Source organism: Brevundimonas sp. FV1ye28 (assembly GCF_058681135.1).
In genome coordinates this window covers 1,122,117-1,140,842 of sequence record NZ_CM178731.1, presented here as the reverse complement: position 1 = coordinate 1,140,842, position 18,726 = coordinate 1,122,117, and the positions used below count along the sequence as shown (strand labels likewise).

Here is an 18,726-nt window from a genome sequence, read left to right as displayed (position 1 = left end):
TTCCCGCTGCGCTGCCGAGTTGTTGTTCCCATGTCCGATTCGCACCCCCGTCGCGCCTGTCCGGACACTTCCCCCGCCTGGTCCAGGCCGCTGATCGTGCGCATAGGTGCGGGCGTGATCGCCCTCCTGCTGGCCGGGTCGGCGGCCCAGGCCGGCCCGTCCCAGGAACCGGCCGACAGGACGGTCAACGCTGGGGAGGGGGCAGGGCCTCCGCGCGCACTGCCCCAGGAGGCCATGACGGGGGCGGAACTCGACGCCGCTTTCGCAGCGGCCCACGAACTGACCGTCTCGCAGGTGCCTGCGGAGGCTGAAGCGGAATGGCGTCGCTTGCAGGCCGTGTTGCAGGCCACGAGCGATCAGCCCACGGGTCGGCTAGGGGAGGCCCAGCGCTGGCGCTCCGCCGCGCTGTATCATGGCGAGGACATCGACGCCGCGAGGGTCGAGGCCGACGCCGCCATCTCGACTCTGGAGGCCGCGCCGGACGCGACCGCCCTGGCCCTGGCGGACGCCCTCGAGTGGAGGGCCCGGATCGACCTCCACACCGGGCGGCTCAACGACGCCCGCGAACGATTCGAACAGGCGCGGGCACTGCTCGCTCCGACGCTGCCACCGGCCGACCCCCAACTTTTCCGACTTGACGCGGCCATTGCCAGTGTGGACCGCCGCGCCGGCCGATATGAGGATCTGGTGCAGCGTCTGCGACCGGCGCTCGCCGCCGTCGAGGGAACCCTGCCGATCGCAGACGCGGGGGTGATGTCGGCCCGCTTGCAGTTGGCGACAGCCCTCGCGGAAACGGGTGCCAGGACCGAGGCTCTTGCACAGTATCGCCGCGCCTATGCGGATAGTCGCGCCCAACGGGGGCTGTCTGACACCTACACCGTCCTCGCCGCCGAATCGCTCGGCATGTTCGAACTCGCCCAGGGCAATGAGATCGAGGCCGCGGCCACGTTTGAACAGGCCCTGGCGCAACGCCAGGCCGGCGTCGGCCTGCCGTTCGAGCTGGCCGCGTCCTGGGGCATGAACGGCCTGGCCGCGCTTGCGCTCGATCGGCCCGAGTCGGCCGAGGCAGCGTTCCTCAGGTCCATCGAGGGCTTTGAGGCCGCAGCTGGCCCCCAATCCCGACCGGTGATGATCAGCCTGAGGCACGCCGCCTCGGCCGCCGCCGCCCGGGGTGAATTCGGCCGGGCGATTGAGTATCGCGAGCGCGCCCTCGCGGCGGCTGCCGTTCTGGATGCGGACCCGCTGATCGTCGGCCAGATCAAGCTCGGTCTCGCTGAGGACCAATCCGCCCTCAAGCTGCCGCAGGCGACCACGACCGTGCAGGAGGCCCTGACGGCCCTGGGCGCAGTCCGACCGGCCTCGGATTTCGAGATGATCCGGGCCGAGGTCGCAAAGGCCTGGATATTTGCGAGGGCCGGCGACGTCGAGCCCGGCGTGCGCGCCACTCGCGCAAGCCTTCCCGACCTGGAAGCCGATCTGGCGGCCAGACTGGCGGTGGGCGGGGCTCCCGCACCGCCTCGTGACCTGCGCACGGCTTTTGGCCAGGTTCTTGAGACGGCCTATCTGGCCGACGACATCGAGACCGGATTTCGGGCGGCCCAGACCCTCATCGAGACCGACACGGCCCGGGCGGCGGCGGCGGCGGGCGCACGGCTGGGCAGCCGCTCGGACGCACTGGCCGAGGCCCTGAGGGCGCATCAGGACAATGCGTTCAGGCGTCAGCGGTTGGATCGTGCCTATTCGGCAGCCGTTCCGTCAGGAGATGAAACCGCCATTGCCGCGGCGCGGGCGGCCGTGGCCGAGGCGCAGGCGGCCTATCGGGCGTCCGGAGAACGTCTGCGTCTGGATTTCCCCGAGGCTGGAGCCGTTTTGGGAGCGGAGATACTTTCCGTCGCCGAGGCCCAGGGCCGACTGGAGCCCGGACAGGCGCTCATCCTGCCGCTTCTGACGCGCGACAGTCTCTATGTGTTCGCCTTGACCGCGACATCGGCCTCCTGGTCGCGGACAGAGGTCGAGCCGGGCGAGATCGCAGGCCTCGTGTCCCGCCTCCGTCCGGGCGACGCCCCGGGACCGGGCCTGCGACGCGATGGTGTCGACGCCCTGACACCCGGCCCGCCCGGGCCTGTCTTTGACCGTGATGCGGCGCATGCCCTCTACCGAGCCATCTTCACGCCAACGATTGCGCAGACGGTCTGCGGCCAGGACACGCTCATCTTCGCCACGGGTAAGGATTTCGCACCTGTTTCCTGGGCGGCCTTGATCACGGAACCGGCGGCGGAGGGACAGACCGCCTGGCTGATCCGCTCTGTCGCGGTCCAGGTTGCGCCGTCGATCAGCGCCCTGCGCCGCGGGGATGCCGGGGCCCGGACGTCGAACACCCTGTTCGCGGCCGGTGCGGCCATCTTTGACTCTGCAGGAGAGGGATCGACCCTGAAATCGCTGGTGGATCTGCCCCATGCCCGACGTGAACTTGACGCGCTCGAGGTCGCCTTCCCGGCGTCCCGGGTGCTTCGAGGTCTCGACGCGACCGAGAGTGCGGTCCGTTCCGCCGCCATGAGGGATGCCGATGTGGTGGTGTTCGCCACCCATGGCCTCATGGCCGGGGAGGTTCCGGGGCTTGCCGAGCCCGCCCTGGCGTTTACCCCGCCGGCCGTTGCGTCTGCCGACGATGATGGCCTGCTGACTGCCTCGGAGGCTGCGCTCTTGGATCTCGACGCGGACTGGGTGGTCCTGTCGGCCTGCAACACGGCCGCCGGGGATCGGCCGGGTGCAGCCGGCTTCACGGGTCTGGCGCGCGCCTTTCTGTTTGCGGGAGGGCGCAACATCCTGGTCTCGCACTGGCCCGTGAGGGACGATGCGGCGGCCCGGCTGACCGTCGCGACCATCCAGGCCTCGGCCGCTGGTCAAAGCTCCGCCCAGGCCCTTCGGACCGCGATGCTGGCCTTGATGGACGATCCGTCCGTGCTCAATGGATCGGATCCGGAGGTCTGGGCACCCTTCGCGGTCGTCGGCTCCTGAGGTCCGGGAAGCGCGGTAAACACAGGTCGGCGAAACCTGTCGGCCTTTGTCAGATGCACCATCGGGCGACGGTTCTCATAGTCACCCAGCTTTGATCCGCTGGAGGACAAGAGGTGACCGTTCGACCGGACCGACGCCTGCGACCGCCGCGGGCACCGCACGCTCTGCTCACCACGTCTCGTGTCGACGACGGACCTTTCGGAAGGGTGATTGCCAGCACCAGGCTGTCGTCCGTCCTCACCCTCGCCGGCCTGCTTCTGTCGGCACCGATGGCCGTGGCGGGGGAGCAGGAGCAGCTGCAGCTCATCTATTCCGGTCCGATCGCCATGGTCTTCATGCCGAAGGAGGCCGCAGGCGCCCGGTCAATCCCGACAGAGCCGGTCGAGGTCACCCACTGGACCTTTTTCAACCCGGCCGATCGCCTGACATCGGCGTGGGGCTGGAACACGCGGGTCTCGCGCTCCCGGATCGACTGTCAGGCGGGGCGATCAGCGTCCCTCAACCACCGGGTCTATCAGGACGACGCCTTGGTCGAGGAAAGCACGCCGCCGTTCCGGATGCGCACGCCGACCGGCGAGGACCACCAAGCCATTCTGGCCCACATCTGCAGCCCGGATGACCTGCCGCCCGAGGTCGTCGTCGAAGACATGGCCGCAGCCCGCGCCTGGGCCGACGCCGCCTACCGGACCCAGGCGGACGAAGCGCCGTGACGAACCGGTCCGGACTCGCCGAACACATCACACTGCAGGAACGAAATCGATGACCCGTCCCGAAACCCCTGACCGCCGATCAAGCGGCAATCCGAACAGGACCAGGGGCCTTTCAAGCCTGGGGCTCGTCGTCCTTGCGGCCGTGGTCGCCACGGCGGCGGGCCCGGCGGCCGCCCAGTATTCCATTCGACCGGGCCAGAAGATCACCGGCCTCCTCGCATCGTCCGACCCCAAGCTGGACGACGGCAGCCACTACGACTGTTTCCTGCTGCAGACCCGGCGAGGGCAGACGATCCAGATCGATCAGACCTCGCAAGCGTTCGACAGTTTTCTCCAAGTCGGAACAGGAGGGTGTGACGCTTTCCAGTCGCGGCAAGGCGATGACGACAGCGGCGGAGGCCTCAACGCCCGTATTGTCGTCGAGGGTGACGGCAACCTGTTGCCGATCCGGGTCAACACGCTCCTGGCGGATCAGACGGGTCTCTATCAACTCGGTGTCTCATTGATCGGTGCGTCGGCGGAAACCGTTAGCCCGTCGATCAGGGATCCATTCAATGCACCCGCGATATTTCTCGCTTCTGCGGGACGCGATGTTTTCTTTGGTCTGCCGATCGAAGAGCAAATAAATGGAATCAGAATATTCCCAGTCCTGACCATGTTCAAGGAAGGCAAGCCATACTCAAAAGATGAGAATGGAAATGATATTGTTGTGACTGCACAGCTATCTGACTACAGCGTCGACTGTCGTCAAGGAACGTATTTTGCGTCCAATGGTACAGGTTACTCTGATGAGGGGGTGGTATTCTCTGTCGCTACGGAGGGTGGATACGGCGCTCCAGCGCAGGGAACGCTCCCGTCTGAAGTCGTTCGTATTGCCTGTAACCCGGCTGGGCACGACTGGGGGCGAGCCTATACGACGCATGAAGCCAAGCTCGCCCGACTTCGCTCCGGAAGCTGAAGAGCCTATCCGTCGCCTCCATGAGCCGGTCAGCGGCGAGACTGGTCCCGGATTTTGCAGGGTCTCTGGTCAAGAATCGCGCGGTTGATTCGCCCTGTCTGGCTGAATGCGCGCCGCCCCGCATTACCGGCCCCTCACCGATACGGAAATTGTCTGATGATACGCACGTACACCCTGCTTCTGGCGGCGATCTTGGTTGCGAGCCCTGCCGCCGCTCAGACGCCCGTTCGTCCCGGACAGACGATCGAAGGGCAGCTTTCGGCGTCGGATCCGGTTCTCGAGGACGGCAGCCACTATGATTGCTTCACCCTGCAGACCCGGCGAGGTCAAACCATCCAGATCGACCAGATTTCGGAAGCTTTCGACAGCTATCTGCAGGTCGGAACGGGCGAGTGCCGCAGCATGGCCCTGCTCCAGAGCGACGACGACGGTGGTGAAGGGCAGAATGCGCGGCTGACGCTAGAAGGTGACGGCACAATGCTGACCATTCGCGCCAACAGCCTGAGCGGCGGTCAGACCGGAGCCTACGGCCTGAGGGTGTTCGAGGTCGGGGCGCAAGCGGGAGGTTCCGCCGGTCGGCCGGCGAACCCGGGTGGGCGGGCATCACAAGGGTCCTACCATTCGTTGTTGCGGCGAGACTCCGAGCTGCTGTTCATGGATCTCGGCTCGATCCAGCGCATCGGCCCCATCGCCCATGTCACGCTCTTCCAAGCCCTGGATGCGGAAGGATTGGCCGAGAATCTGATCTCGCATCTCGATCTGGCCTACGAGTTCAACTCCGAGTCAGAGACGTCCCGCGCTTTCTCCAGCCGATTCTATCGTCCGAACGGCGCTGTGGTGGACGAGTCCCCGCGCACGGTGACCTGGGGCCCGATCGCCCCGAACAGCCCGAGCGCGCAGATGTTCAACGTGGCCTGCCGAGGGCAGGCGCCGACCGGCGAGGTTCTCGGCGGTTCGCCGGAGACGATCGCGAACGACTTCCGTCAATCGGCCGTGGCGCGCTGAAACGACACGAGCCGTATCAACCCTCTCAACCTTGGTGAATCACAGTGCAGACGCCCGCTCTCCGCCCGGTCCAAATGGTTCGCTCTGCCCTCGGCCTATGCGCGGTCGCGGCCGTGATCTCCTTCAGCGCCAGTTAGGCGGCGGCACAGACGCCCGTCCGCGCCGGACAGACGATCGAGGGTGAGCTTTCGGCGTCGGATCCCACGCTCGACGACAACAGCCACTACGATTGCTTCACCCTGCAGACCCGGCGAGGTCAAACGATCCAGATCGACCAGACGTCGGAGGCTTTCCACAGCTATCTGTCGATCGGAACGGGTGAGTGCGGCAGCATGACGTTGCACCAGAGCAATGTAGCCAGTGGCGGCGGAAACCGTGCGAGGCTGACGGTCGATGGCGACGGCGTAACGCGGACGATCCGCGTCAACAGCCTGCTCGCCCGTCAAACCGGCGCCTACAGCGTCAGGGTGTCCGAGGTCGGCTCGCGCCAGCAGACTGCCCCGCGCCCATCACAAGGGAACGTTTCCGCCGGGGGCGTCGAGAGCCCGGGCCTGCCGACGCCACAGGGTCGTTACACCTTGCTGTCGAGGCCCGGGTCGGACCTCCTGTTCATGGAGCACGGCTCCATCCGTCGCGTCGGCGATATCGCCCATGTCACCAGCATCCTCGCTCAGGACGCCGAAGCCCTCGCCGAGACACAGGTTTCGCATATGGTGGTTGCCCATGAGTTCAACTGCGCCTCCGGGACGTTCCGGGCCGGCTCGGGCAAGGGCTATGACGCGACCGGACGTTTCATGGGCGAGATACCTGGCGGGGGAAGCTGGGGGCCGATCCCTCCGGGCAGTCCGAGCGCGGAGATGTTCAACGTCGGCTGCCGGGGGCAGGTGCCGACCGGCGAGGTTCTGGGCCGTTCGCCGGAAGCGATCGCGAATGATTTCCGCCGACCCGACGCGGTGCGCTGAAGCGAAACGGAACAGCGCCACAGGCTCTCAACACGGACAAACAAGATGACGATTTCCAACCCCGATCAGGCCCCTTGGGTTCGGTCCCTGTTCGGCGCATGCGGCGTCTTCGCCGCCGCGATCGCGCTCGGCGCCGGTGCGACGGTGGCGGCGCCCCGCGCGGATCCTGAGGGCGACGCCTGGCTGACGGACACCTTCACGAGATGGAGCGGCGGCAGCCGGAGTTGTCCGCGATCGAAAGCCACCGGGTCGACCTGGCCGAGGGGCGCCGATCCCGCTTTACCTTCAACGCCCGCGCAGGGGCTGTGTACATCGTCGTGGGGCTTTGCGCGGAAAATTGTACAAATCTGGATATCGAGGTGTTTTCCGGTTCCTCCTCAATCGGGTCCGACGTCCTGCCCGACCAGCTTCCGACATTTGGATTCGTCGCCACGACTTCAGGCCCCCATACGGTGGAAGTCGCGATGACGGCCTGCACCGCAGCCGCATGCCGCGCGGGCGCCAAGGTCTACGTCCGCTGATCCAGGTCGCGGCTCCGGTGCAAAGACGGATGCTGGTGCGGTATCTGCTCGCTGGATTGCTCCTCGGCTTTCCGGGCTTGGCCGGGGCGCAGTCCCGAACCGAAGAGAACTTTGGTCGCTGGACCCTGTCCCGGATCGTCGATACGGCGGAAGGGCCGACCCGCGTCGTTCTCGACACCCGCCAGAATCAGACCGGGGGTAAGGGTTGGCAGGCGAGCCTCACCTTTCGGTGTCAGAGCGATGAGGTCGACAGGCTGGAGGGGCTCTTTCGTGTTTCCGGTCGGAGCCTTTCGTTCAGACCAACACCCCTTCTGACGTTCGCCTTCCGAGAGGGGGCCTCCCTGACGCAGTCCTGGTCCAGCAACGGTGGCGACGGCAGAGTCGTTGAAGGCACCGCCTACAGTTGGTCGATGGTCGATCTCTCCGCCCTGTTGCGGCGGCTCGTTGAAGCCAGGGCATTGCAGGTCAGGGCCTCCAGCTTTGACGGACAAATCGTGGGCGCGAACTTCGTCTTCCTCCCCGAAGACACGACCGCCGCGGTCGTGGCCACGATGGAGGCCTGCTTCGGCGCCGCCAATTGACCATGGGTACGGCGCTGTCAGGTGAACGCCATGTTTCATTCCGGCCAAAATTGAAGCAACACGCTGCACCCGCCCTCGCCAGCGACGCCCTTGGCAACGGCCAGGCGTCGGTGTGGTTTTTGAACACTGCGAGGAACTGGCGATCATGAGCTCAGGGATCCTGATCAGAGTCATTGTGCTCACCTGGACGGCCGCAGCCTGCGCCGAGACGCCTTCCCGCACAGAAACCCAGCTCCGCCACGCCCTCGACCTTTGCGCGCACTTCGTCAGACAACAACTGGACGACAGCATCCAGTATCACGGCGATCAGCTTGGCTTTCTCGTCACAGATGACTTCAGGGTCCAGCGATGGACGGACCCCACAAATCCGGCGGCATGGATTGAGGTGGAGGCCGACGGCGGATTGATGCAGTGCGATGTGCGAGCATCCAGACCAGTCATGCCGTTGACGTCTGCCCTGTTCGAAACCGTATCCGGTCACCTGTATCCACAGAGTTACTCTTACGGCGAGCATCAAGCCGGGACGGTCACTACGTCCTGGGCACCCGGGCAGGCCGGCAGATTTGTCACCCTGGCTTCGACGCCCGACGGCCATTCGATCGCTTTCCGCGTTCAGCCCGAGCCGTGATGAATGCGGTTACCTGCAGTCGGTGGGATGCGAACCGCCTGCTATCACCACCAATGTGGATTTCGGCGCTAAACCTCGATCTGGGCCCGCCACCCGGCCATCCGCCGTGCGCTGGTTCTGTCGGAGGAGCTTCAACCGCGCTGAAGCCCGTATGTTTGACGATATGGAGATTCTGCTGTCAGTGCCGCTGACGGCAATGGAGGCGATCGAATAATAGGCGCCAAGCCTTGGTCCGCCGGCACTGACCGGACCCCCAAAACGTTTCTCCCGATGACGATGGCCGCCAAAGGATTGAGTCTCCTTAAACCGACCCGGTTTCGCGGGTCGGAGCCTCCACGGTCATGAGGGCCGACAACATCTCCATCGCGTCCGCGAGGGCTTGCTTCTCGTCCAGGGGTAGAGCGGACCAGCGCGAAAGCGCGTCGGCGCGGAGCAGGCCGGGCGCGGTCGTCAATGCCTCGCGTCCCTGATCGGTCAAGCGGGCATGAACGATCCGACGATCCGTCATCGATCGATAGCGGACGACCATGCCGTGCGCCTCCAGCCTGTCCAGCACGGCGACCACCGTGGGCGGTGACATTGAGACGTCGCGGGAGATGGCGCTGGTGCTGACTTCGCCCAGGCCGCGGATCGACTGCAGGACCAGGAGCTGGGGCAGGGTGAGACCCGTCAGGCGCGCGATCTCGCGAGACCGCACATCGATCGCCTGTGCGATCCGCCGAACCGATCGCACAAGGGAATCCGTTGGATTCGGGTTCGGCGCCGGACAAATATCAGTCATTGGGTTGAACTCTTTCGTACACTAACCATTTGTACACGCTGCTTCTACAAATCAAGGAGGGCCCATGTGCGGTCTGAGCGGCGAGATCAACTTCGACGGACGACCGGCCGATGCCGGGGCTGTTCAACGCATGACGGATGCGCTCTCGCCTCGGGGACCGGATGGGTCGGGCATCGTGATGCGGGGGCCAGTCGGACTAGGCCATAGACGGCTGAAGATCATCGACCTTTCCGAGGCCGCGCAGCAGCCGATGGTGGATGCCGACCTGGGCGTGACCCTGGCCTTCAACGGCTGCATCTACAACTATCCTGAACTGCGCGAAGAGCTGCAGGGGATGGGGTTCCGCTTCTTCTCGCACGGCGACACCGAGGTCATCATCAAGGCCTGGAAGGCCTGGGGCGAGGCCTGCGTCGAGCGGTTCAAGGGCATGTTCGCCTTCGTTCTGCATGAACGCGACACCGGCCGCACCGTGATCGCCCGCGACCGGTTCGGCATCAAGCCGCTGTATCTGGCCGAACAGGGCAAGCGCCTGCGTTTCGCCTCGACCCTGCCGGCCCTGCTGGCGGCGGGCGATGTGGACAAGACCATCGATCCGGTCGGCCTGCACCACTATATGACCTTCCACGCCGTGGTGCCGCCGCCGCACACCATCCTCAAGGGCGTGAAGAAGTTCCCGCCGGCGACCATTCGGGTGATCGAGGCGGACGGCACGGCGAAGGACACGCTCTACTGGCAGCCCGACATGACGCGCCATGCCGAAGATGCGGGCCTGAGCGCTGAGGACTGGCGCGACCGGGTTCTGGACAGTCTGCGTGAAGCGGTGAAGCGCCGCATGGTCGCCGACGTGCCGGTCGGCGTCCTTCTGTCGGGCGGTGTGGATTCCAGCCTGATCGTCGGCCTATTGGCCGAACTGGGTCAGAAGGATCTGATGACCTTCTCCGTCGGCTTCGAGGAGGCCAACGGCGAGAAGGGCGACGAGTTCGTCTATTCGGATCTGATCGCCAAACATTATGGGACCAAACACCACCAGATTTTCGTGCCGCACCAGCGGCTGATGGAGGCCCTGCCGGGCACCATCGGCGCGATGTCGGAGCCGATGGTCAGCTATGACAATGTCGGCTTCTATCTGCTGAGCCAGGAAGTCTCGAAGCACATCAAGGTGGTCCAGTCGGGCCAGGGCGCCGACGAGGTGTTCGCCGGCTACCATTGGTATCCGCCGATGCTGGGCGCGACCGATCCTGTTGAGACCTACGCCAAGGCCTTCTTCGACCGCAGCCACGCGACGTTGAAGACCCAGTTGAACGGTGCCTACATGGCCGACACCGACGTCAGTCGCGCCCTGGTCGAGGCCCATTTCGCGCAAGGGCGCGCCGCGACCCCTGTCGATCAGGCCCTCCGCCTCGACAGCCAGGTGATGCTGGTCGACGATCCCGTAAAGCGCGTGGACAACATGACCATGGCCTGGGGTCTGGAGGCGCGCGTGCCCTTCCTCGACCACGAACTGGTTGAACTGGCCGGCCGTATCCCGCCCGAGCACAAGCTATCCCAAGGCGGCAAGGGCGTTCTGAAGGAGGCCGCCCGCCTGGTGGTCCCGTCCGAAGTGATCGACCGCAAGAAGGGATACTTCCCCGTGCCCGCCCTGAAATACATCCAGGGACCGTATCTGGAAATGGTGCGCGAGGCCCTGACCAATCAGGCGGCGCGCGATCGCGGCCTGTTCGACAAGACCTATCTGGACACCCTGTTCGCCAATCCGACCGAGCACATCACGCCGCTGCGCGGCTCCGAGCTCTGGCAGGTCGCCGTCCTCGAGATGTGGATGCAGAACCATGGCGTCTGACATCCGGCCCGAACGGTCGAAGGCCCATCGGCTCAAACGCTTGCGCCATGAAGGGCTGAAGCCGCCGGTCCAGGGGCAGGACGGCGGTGGTCCGACGCCGGACGCGGTGCTGGACTGTGGCTGGGGCCGGCTGCTGTTCGCCCAGACGTTCGACACGCCCGAGCCGCTGGTCGAAGCCCTGCGCGCGGAGGGACCCGACCGGCGCGACATCGCCTTCTATGTGCGCAAGCCGCACGTCCTGCTGGCTTCGGCGCCCCAGGAACTGTTTCTGGATCCGTCGGACACCTTCCGGCTGGAGCTGGCGACCTATCGCGCCAGTCGCCGCCAGCCGCGCGGCTTCACCGTGCGCCGCCTGACCTCGGAGATGGACGCCCAGGCTGTCAACGACATCTACGCCAAACGCAAGATGGTGCCGGTTCCGCCTGAGTTCTTCTGGTCGCGTCGCGACGACCGTACCCTGACCTATTTCGTGGCGGAGGACACGGCGACGGGTCGGGTCATCGGCACCGTCACCGGCGTCAATCATCTGCGCGCCTTCGCCGACCCCGAGTGCGGCTCGTCCCTCTGGTGCCTCGCCGTCGATCCTCAGGCGACCCAGCCGGGGGTTGGCGAAGCCCTGGTCCGTCGCCTGGCGGAGCATTTCAAGACCCAGGGCCTCGCCCACATGGATCTGTCGGTCATGCACGACAACGAACAGGCCATCGCCCTGTACGAAAAGCTCGGCTTCCGCCGGGTCTCGTTCTTCGGGGTGAAACGCAAGAACCCGATCAACGAGGCGCTGTTCGTCGGGCCGACCGACGATCACGACCTGAATCCCTATGCCCGTATCATCGTCAACGAAGCGCGCCGCCGGGGCATCCATACCGAGATCGTCGACGCGGAAGGTGGGCTGTTCCGGCTGAACTGGGGCGGCCGCACCGTGCGGTGTCGTGAAAGCCTGTCGGAACTGACGTCCGCCGTGGCCCTGAGCATCTGCGACGACAAGCGGATGACCCGCCGTATCGTCGAGGCGGCCGGCGTTCGTGTGCCCGCGCGTTTCGACCCGGACGAGCCGTCCTCGATCGACGCGGGGCTGGAGGCCCACGGCAGCCTCGTCGTCAAGCCCGCTCGTGGCGAGCAGGGCCAGGGTGTCGCAGTCGGGCTGAAGACCATGAGCGAGGTGCAGACCGCCCTGAACCGGGCCCGCCGAATCTGTCCCGAGGTGCTGATCGAGGAACAGGTTCAGGGCGAGGATCTGCGGCTGGTCGTGATCGACTACAAGGTCGTCGCCTGCGCCCTGCGGCGTCCGCCGCGCGTCGTCGGCGATGGCCGTTCGACCTTGCGCGCGCTGATCGAGCATCAGAGCCGTCGTCGGGCCGCCGCCACCGATGGTGAATCGACCATCCCCATCGACGCCGAGACGGAACGGACTCTGGCCGAGGCTGGATACAAGCTGGAAGACGTAGCTCCAGACGGGGCGGAGATTCTGGTGCGCAAGGCCGCCAACCTCCACTTGGGAGGCACGATTCACGACGTCACTGAGGAGGTGCATCCGACGCTGATCCGCGCCGCCATCGCCGCCGCCCGGGCCATCGATATTCCGGTGACCGGCATCGATCTGATGGTCCGGTCTCCGCGTGAAGCCGAGTACGCCTTCATCGAAGCCAACGAGCGTCCGGGCCTGGCCAACCACGAACCTCAACCGACGGCGGAGCGTTTTGTCGATCTGCTGTTCCCCTTGTCGGCGCCGACCGCCGCGCGTTCCGTCCCGCGCTCCTAAGCCTGAAGGAGGCCCCTTGGCCCGCCCCACGATCGATCTCGACTATCTGAAGGCCCGTCTGGCCGACCTGCTGAACACGCCCAGCCCCACCGGCTACACCGACGAGGCCGTCTGGATGCTGTGCCGCGAACTGGATCGGCTGGGCATGGACTATGAGCTGACCCGACGGGGCGCCATCCGTGCCCGGCTGCCGGGCCGAGCGCCCAAGCCGGCCCGCGCCATCGTCGCCCACGTCGATACGCTGGGCGCGCAGGTGAAGGCGGTCAAGGACACCGGACGGCTCGAACTCGTCCCCATCGGCAACTGGTCCTCGCGCTTCGCGGAAGGGGCGCGAGCGACGATCTTCTCCGAAGGCGGAACCTGGCGCGGGACGATCCTGCCTCTGAAGGCCTCGGGCCACACCTTCAATGAAGAGGTGGACACCCAGCCGGTGAACTGGCGTCAGGTCGAACTTCGGATCGATGCGGTGACTCACGACCGGGACGCCACCCTGGCCCTCGGCGTCGACGTCGGCGACATCGTCGCCATCGACCCCCAGCCGGAGTTTATGGAGACAGGGTTCATCGTCTCGCGCCATCTGGACGACAAGGCGGGTGTCGCTGCCTTGCTGGCCGCGCTGGAGTGCATGATCCGGGAAGAACGCATGCCGACGGTCGATACCTGGTGGCTGTTCACCATCGCCGAGGAGGTCGGCCTGGGGGCTTCTTCCGTGCTCATCCCGGACGTGGCGGCCATGGTCACGGTGGACAACGGAACGACTGCGCCGGGGCAGAATTCGTCGGAGTTCGGCGTCACCATCGCCATGGCCGATCAGACCGGTCCGTTCGACTGGCACCTGTCGCGCAAGCTGGTCCAACTGGCCCGCGACCACGACATCCCGCACCAGAAGGACGTGTTCCGCTACTATCGCTCCGACTCGGCCTCGGCGCTCGAATCGGGCGCAGATATCCGCACCGCCCTGGTCACCTTCGGGATCGACGCCAGCCACGGCTATGAGCGGATCCACGAAAGCGCACTGGTCGATGTCGCGCGGATGCTGGTCGCCTATGCCGAGAGCGATGTCGAAATCGGCCGCGACGCCCAGGCGGTCGGCGGCCTGCGCGGTTTCACGCACCAGCCCTCGATCGATCTGTCCGATGGAAAGGCTTCGACGGGCTGAAACCAGAACTTGCCGGTGATCGGTGTCAGAAGGGGAAGAAGACCGGAATGGCGATGACCCCGGCGATCCAGGTGACCAGGTTCAACGGCACGCCGACGCGGACGAAATCCATGTACTTGTACTTGCCCACTTGGAACACGAGCACATTGGTCTGATATCCGAACGGCGTCGCGAAGGCGGCGGAGGCCGCCATCATGACCGCGATCAGGAACGGCCGGGGATCGACGCCCAGACTTTCCGCCAGGGCCACCGCGACGGGGGTGATCAGGACCGCGACGGCAGCGTTCGACAGGAACTCGGTCGCGAACAGGGTGACGCCGTAGAGGATGGCGAGAGCGACGAGCGGACCGAACGGCCGAATGAAGTCGATCAGCAGTGCCGTTCCCGAGGCCGCCAGTCCGGTCACCTCGATCGCAAGGCCGACCACGACCATGCCGGCGATCAGCAGGAGCACCTCGGGTCGCAATCCCGCATAGGCCTCTTCCGGACTGATGACCCGCAAGAGGATGAGGATGACCGCGCCGGCGAAGGCCGAAGCGGCGATGGGCGCTATTCCCAGGGCGGCGGCGGCGATCACGCCCGTGAAGACGACGAGAGAGATCGAGGCCCGGCGCAGGTCGAAGGCGCGGTCGACTGCGAACAGTTCGACATCGCCCATCAGGCCATCGCCCGTCTGCTCATGCGGACCATGAAGGGTCGTCTCTTCGTCCTTCTGACCCGCCAGCAGACGACCGCCGATCAGGAAAAGATAGAGCCCGCCGACGGCCGCGACGATCAGGGCCACGGGCGTGATCTCGAACATGCCGAAAACCGGCTGGCCGGCGTTTCGCGCCATGTCGTTGACCAGCAGATTGGTCGAGGTGCCGATCAGCGTGCAGGCGCCGCCCATGATGGTGATGTAGCTGAGCGGGATCAAAAACCGTTTGGGCGACAGGTTCAGCGAGGTGGCGACGTCCTTCACGACCGGGGCCGCCAAGACCACGATCGGCGTGTTGTTGAGAAAAGCGGAAGCGCCGCCACAAAGGACGATGACGAACCAAAGCCCGAAGGCGCCGAGGCGTGCGCAAAGCGCCGTCGCCTGCCGGATCAAGAGACCCAGCAGACCTGAAAGCTCGATGGCGTAGGCGATGACGAACAGACAGGCGAGGGCGATGACCGCAGGGCTGGCGAAGGCACCTTGCACTTCTACCGGTCGGATGACGCCCATCAAGAGAAGAGCCGCCGCCGCAGACAGAGCCGCGACGTCCGATCGGACCTTCCCGTGAATCAGGACGCCGACTACGGCGACCAGGACGACCAGAGCCGCGATCTGATTGAATTCCATCTCCCTTGCTGACGCCGCCAACGGCGCCGGGTCAAGCCTTGCCGCATCAAAGTCGCGTTCGCGGGCTTTCTCGTGCTAGAGTCTTCAGATGTCACGTCACGCTCCGATGTCGCGTCGCCGGTCGATCCTGGCGGCGGCTCTCGTGTCCGCAGCCGCCTTGCCGCTCGTGCAGTGCGACCGAGCGACGGACGCGCCGCCCGCGCCCGTACCCGCCGATCCACCCGTTGTCGCGGCGGAGAAGACCAATCCAGCCGCGCCCCAACCTCAGACGGCGCTCAGTCGCGGCGATCTGATCAACGCAGCCGCACGGGCGGCGTCTGCCTATGCGGAGGGCGCGACTGCGGTGACGACGGATCCCCTGATCGGGCGGAGCTTCACCGTTCGTATGCCGTTCGGATGTTCCGGGCCGTCGATAGCAGGCGGGCCCGATGCGGAGCAGGGCATCGCCCGCTGGTCCTGGGGGGACGACAACAAAACCATCCAACTCAGCCTGAGCCCGGGCGACTGGACGGACTCGGCTCTCATCGCCGCTCCGCTCGGTACGCGCGCGGCGGCGACATGGGAGGCTGTCGAAGGTTTCTGGGTCCCACGACCCTGGATGACGGCCGAGGCTTGTCCTTCTGCGCCGACAGATCCGCTCCTGACCGTGGGAGCGACAGCCTCGCCTCAGACCTTGGGCATCGCTGCGGTGTTCGAAGCGGACGGCTCGCGAGTGGGAAGGCGAAACGGGCGCGCCTACGCCTTCTCCGTCCGTCCAGAGGCTGGCCAGACCCTGGTTGCGCCCGTCGACGGCTACCGGCTTGTGCTCGAAGGCCGGGTCGTCGGTTTTCCAGGAGGCCGCGCGATCCGCTGCAAAGCGTCGGGTCCGGATCAGCGTCCGGTCTGTGTCGCGGCCGCGCGGATGGATCGGGTGGCCTTCGAAGATGCCAGTGGCACCGTGCTCACGGAATGGCGGGCGGGCTGACGATCCAGTCGTTGCGGTCTGAAAAGCGACGCCTGGCCCGTCATCAGTCAGGAGCAGAGATTCCCACGCTGAAAGCCCTCCACAGCACCGGGGCTTTCAGTTGGGTCTGGAAGGATCCCCGGGTTGCCGGCCGGTGGAGGTGCACCCAGTCATCTGACAAATCGTCTCCAGTTATGATCGCTAAGTTGCTGCAAAAAAATGCTTTTGTAGCTCATGTTTTGTAATGTTTTAGCGTGGAAACGTCGCCGCCTCAGACCACAGGGAGGGTCGGATGTCGGCGGCTGACAACGAGCTTCAAGCGTTCCTGGCTAGTCTTGAGAAGATGCCGCTGACGGCCCTGCGCGACGAGTGGCGAGAGCGATGGGAATCTCCGCCCAAGCTCAGATCAGTCCGCCTCGTACGCCATCTCATCGCTTGGAGGGTGCAGGCTGCGGTCTACGGCGATCTCACTCGGGACGACCGGTCCCGGCTCAAGGCGACCTCCCTTCCGAACCTTCAAACCCTGAAGGAGGGCATGGTCTACAGGCTTCGCTCGTTGAGCTTGCGTCGTATCCAGCGCTCCGCCAAGTCGGGCCAGTCTGATTCGGAGCCTTTGAGGTCGCGAACAGCGAAGCCGTGGCAAGCCTTGCCGAAAATATGGGTGTCGAGATCGAGGCCCAGATCTCGGCCAGCAGCGATCGCGTTCAAGGCGTGGTCGACCGGCACTGACTGGTCATGGAGCGCGTAGGCGAGGAAAGTCGGACAGCTCGGAACGCCGCGAGGCTCGCTCGCGATGAACACAGGCCAAGCGTCGTAGAAAGCCTGCTTCTCCCGTGGCGGATAGTCGGGCTTGCCGGCAGGTGCCTTGTAGCTCCGGTGGTTGGCGTTGATCGGACCGTAGGCAATGAGCAACCCCCGAGGTCGCTGTTTTGCGTTGCAGGCGACGGCCCCGGCGAGGTGCCCGCCGGACGACAGTCCGAGGACGAAATATGGTCGATCAAGACCCAGATGCGCCAAGGCTTCAATCGCGTCGTCCAGAGGGACTGACGAGGCTCTTACCGTCCCGTCATCCGAGCGCGTGCCGGGCAATCGGTGGATCAGGACATAGGCATTAAACCCTGCAGCGTTGAGCCACCGTGCGACGTCCACGCCTTCCTTGTCGTAGAAGAGCCGTGTGTATCCCCCACCGCAGCAGACGAGGATGTCCGCGAGGGCGTCTGCAACCTCGAACACATGAAGCTCAGCCCGTGAGATTGTGTCAAACACGCGATCGGGGCAAACGCCCGTCGCAACATTCGGCTCGCCTTGGCTAAGGAGAATGATCCTCGGCAAGACAGGATCATCGCTAGAGTGACGAGGCAGTTGAAGTCTCCCGCTGGGCGTGGAGTTCGTGAACTCGGTGGTGGTCGAGTATCAAATATAGGTTCGCATAAACTCGGTGAGCGCGACGACAGCCAGGGCTTGGCCGTAGGGCATCGAGGTGACCGGGATATCTTTGTAGAACTGCATGTCGTGTCCCATCGCCGTGCCAAAGCTCACCTGCTGGAGCTCTCCCGAGGGCGCGATGTTGTCGAGCACCGCCTGGACGGCCTTGAGGCCGACGGCCTCGTACTTGCGCGGCAGATAGCCCTTTCGCACCGACTTCAGGATGCCGTAGGCGAAGCCGGCGGTCGCGGAGGCTTCCAGATAGCTAGAAGGATCCAGCAGCAGGGTGTGCCACAGGCCGCTGTCATCCTGATGCTTCGCCAGGGTGGCGACCTGCTGTTCGAGCGCGTCGATCAGGAAGGTCCGAAGCGCATCGCCAGGCTGCAAATCCAGCATCTCGATGAACTCGGGGATTGCGATGGTGACCCAGCAGTTGCCGCGCGCCCACAGGGCTCCGGCGAAGTGGTGGCGGCCGTCGAAGGTCCAGCCGTGATACCAGAGCCCCGTCTGGCGGTCGGTCAGGTATTTGATGTGCAACAGGTACTGGCGTTTGGCCTCCTCGACGTAGTGCGCACGGTCGAGCAGAAGGCCGATCTTTGCCAGGGGCAGGACCGACATCATCAGGGTGTCGTCCCACAGCTGCTGATAGTTCACCGTGTCATAGGTGATGTGTTGAAAGCCGCCTTCCTCCGTCTTCGGCAGACCATCGTTAGCCACCAAATACTCGGCCCAAGCTTCCAGATAGGGCCGATACGACGGTTTGCCCGTTTCCTCGTAGAGGTAGGCCAGGGCCAGCATCGGCGACATGGTGTTGATGTTCTTGGTCGGTGTGCCGACCGCGAACCTGTCGGCGAACCACTGGGTGATGACCCGGAACGCCTCGGCGTCGCCGGTCTGCTCATACAGCCGCCACAGGCCGAACAGGCCTACGCCGTGGGTCCATTCCCAGTCGTTCCAGCCCTTGGTGTCGATGACGCGGCCGTCCTCGAGCGTCATCAGGAACTCGCCGGTCTCGTCCGTGATATTGATCAGGTTGTCGATCAGCCGGGCGATGGCGTCGGTAACCTGGGCGCGCGGAACGAGGTGGGTGAGAGCGGCCATGGGGTACTCCT

16 protein-coding genes and 1 pseudogene are annotated in these 18,726 nt (G+C 65.3%); 13 read left to right on the top strand and 4 right to left on the bottom strand.

Annotated elements, in window-relative coordinates; genetic code table 11:
• The first annotated feature begins 30 nt into the window (after positions 1–30).
• The 8 genes from ACW171_RS05680 (at position 31) to ACW171_RS05645 (ending at position 8,383) form a co-directional block, all read left to right on the top strand.
• Complete coding sequence (locus tag ACW171_RS05680) at positions 31–3,018, top strand: CHAT domain-containing tetratricopeptide repeat protein (RefSeq protein ID WP_492096120.1); 2,988 nt, start codon at positions 31–33, stop codon at positions 3,016–3,018.
• Between the two features lie 206 nt (positions 3,019–3,224).
• On the top strand, positions 3,225–3,728 hold the full coding sequence (locus ACW171_RS05675; RefSeq protein ID WP_492096119.1) for a hypothetical protein: 504 nt from the start codon (positions 3,225–3,227) through the stop codon (positions 3,726–3,728).
• Between the two features lie 49 nt (positions 3,729–3,777).
• Entirely contained in the window at positions 3,778–4,686 is a 909-nt protein-coding gene (locus tag ACW171_RS05670; protein ID WP_492096118.1) for a hypothetical protein, read from the top strand.
• A 156-nt stretch (positions 4,687–4,842) separates the two neighbouring features.
• Positions 4,843–5,691, top strand: a complete 849-nt coding sequence (locus tag ACW171_RS05665) for a surface-adhesin E family protein (protein ID WP_492096117.1) — start codon at positions 4,843–4,845, stop codon at positions 5,689–5,691.
• 332 nt (positions 5,692–6,023) lie between these two features.
• Complete coding sequence (locus ACW171_RS05660; RefSeq protein WP_492096116.1) at positions 6,024–6,653, top strand: surface-adhesin E family protein; 630 nt, start codon at positions 6,024–6,026, stop codon at positions 6,651–6,653.
• 203 nt (positions 6,654–6,856) lie between these two features.
• Positions 6,857–7,174 carry a hypothetical protein gene (locus ACW171_RS05655; protein WP_492096115.1) on the top strand — a complete coding sequence of 106 codons (318 nt, stop codon included), beginning with the start codon at positions 6,857–6,859 and terminating at the stop codon, positions 7,172–7,174.
• Between the two features lie 35 nt (positions 7,175–7,209).
• A complete protein-coding gene (locus tag ACW171_RS05650; RefSeq protein WP_492096114.1) occupies positions 7,210–7,755 on the top strand; it encodes a hypothetical protein in 546 nt (181 codons plus the stop codon).
• A 145-nt stretch (positions 7,756–7,900) separates the two neighbouring features.
• Positions 7,901–8,383 carry a hypothetical protein gene (locus ACW171_RS05645; protein ID WP_492096113.1) on the top strand — a complete coding sequence of 161 codons (483 nt, stop codon included), beginning with the start codon at positions 7,901–7,903 and terminating at the stop codon, positions 8,381–8,383.
• Between the two features lie 301 nt (positions 8,384–8,684).
• On the opposite strand, the gene ACW171_RS05640 is transcribed toward ACW171_RS05645, so the two are convergent.
• A complete protein-coding gene (locus ACW171_RS05640; protein ID WP_492096112.1) occupies positions 8,685–9,080 on the bottom strand; it encodes a MarR family winged helix-turn-helix transcriptional regulator in 396 nt (131 codons plus the stop codon).
• 148 nt (positions 9,081–9,228) lie between these two features.
• Here ACW171_RS05640 and ACW171_RS05635 point away from each other — a divergent pair, with 148 nt between their 5' ends.
• From ACW171_RS05635 to ACW171_RS05625, 3 genes are read left to right on the top strand one after another with little or no spacing between them, the layout of a single operon-like run.
• Positions 9,229–11,004 carry an N-acetylglutaminylglutamine amidotransferase gene (locus tag ACW171_RS05635; protein ID WP_492096111.1) on the top strand — a complete coding sequence of 592 codons (1,776 nt, stop codon included), beginning with the start codon at positions 9,229–9,231 and terminating at the stop codon, positions 11,002–11,004.
• Entirely contained in the window at positions 10,994–12,763 is a 1,770-nt protein-coding gene (gene ngg, locus ACW171_RS05630) for an N-acetylglutaminylglutamine synthetase (RefSeq protein ID WP_492096110.1), read from the top strand. Before ACW171_RS05635 ends, ngg begins: the two co-directional genes overlap by 11 nt.
• A gap of 16 nt (positions 12,764–12,779) precedes the next feature.
• Positions 12,780–13,922, top strand: coding sequence for an osmoprotectant NAGGN system M42 family peptidase (locus ACW171_RS05625; protein WP_492096109.1), 1,143 nt, complete (start codon positions 12,780–12,782; stop codon positions 13,920–13,922).
• Positions 13,923–13,947: 25 nt separating this feature from the next.
• On the opposite strand, the gene ACW171_RS05620 is transcribed toward ACW171_RS05625, so the two are convergent.
• The gene (locus ACW171_RS05620; protein ID WP_492096108.1) at positions 13,948–15,246 is read right to left on the bottom strand and encodes an SLC13 family permease; all 1,299 of its coding nucleotides are present in this window, start codon (positions 15,244–15,246) and stop codon (positions 13,948–13,950) included.
• Positions 15,247–15,334: 88 nt separating this feature from the next.
• On the opposite strand from ACW171_RS05620, the gene ACW171_RS05615 reads away from it, so the two are divergent.
• Together ACW171_RS05615 and ACW171_RS05610 are read left to right on the top strand one after the other, a co-directional pair.
• Complete coding sequence (locus ACW171_RS05615) at positions 15,335–16,210, top strand: hypothetical protein (RefSeq protein WP_492096107.1); 876 nt, start codon at positions 15,335–15,337, stop codon at positions 16,208–16,210.
• Positions 16,211–16,481: 271 nt separating this feature from the next.
• Positions 16,482–16,682 (top strand): annotated as a pseudogene (locus ACW171_RS05610) (DUF2924 domain-containing protein); the annotation flags it as partial.
• Positions 16,683–16,729: 47 nt separating this feature from the next.
• Here the strand turns inward: ACW171_RS05610 and ACW171_RS05605 are convergent.
• Together ACW171_RS05605 and bglB are read right to left on the bottom strand one after the other, a co-directional pair.
• Positions 16,730–17,521 (bottom strand): alpha/beta hydrolase, encoded by a 792-nt coding sequence (locus ACW171_RS05605; RefSeq protein WP_492096106.1) that lies wholly within the window; start codon positions 17,519–17,521, stop codon positions 16,730–16,732.
• A gap of 81 nt (positions 17,522–17,602) precedes the next feature.
• Positions 17,603–18,715: a beta-galactosidase BglB gene (bglB, locus tag ACW171_RS05600; protein WP_492096105.1), complete on the bottom strand. Its 1,113-nt coding sequence runs from the start codon at positions 18,713–18,715 to the stop codon at positions 17,603–17,605.
• Between the last annotated feature and the right edge of the window lie 11 nt (positions 18,716–18,726).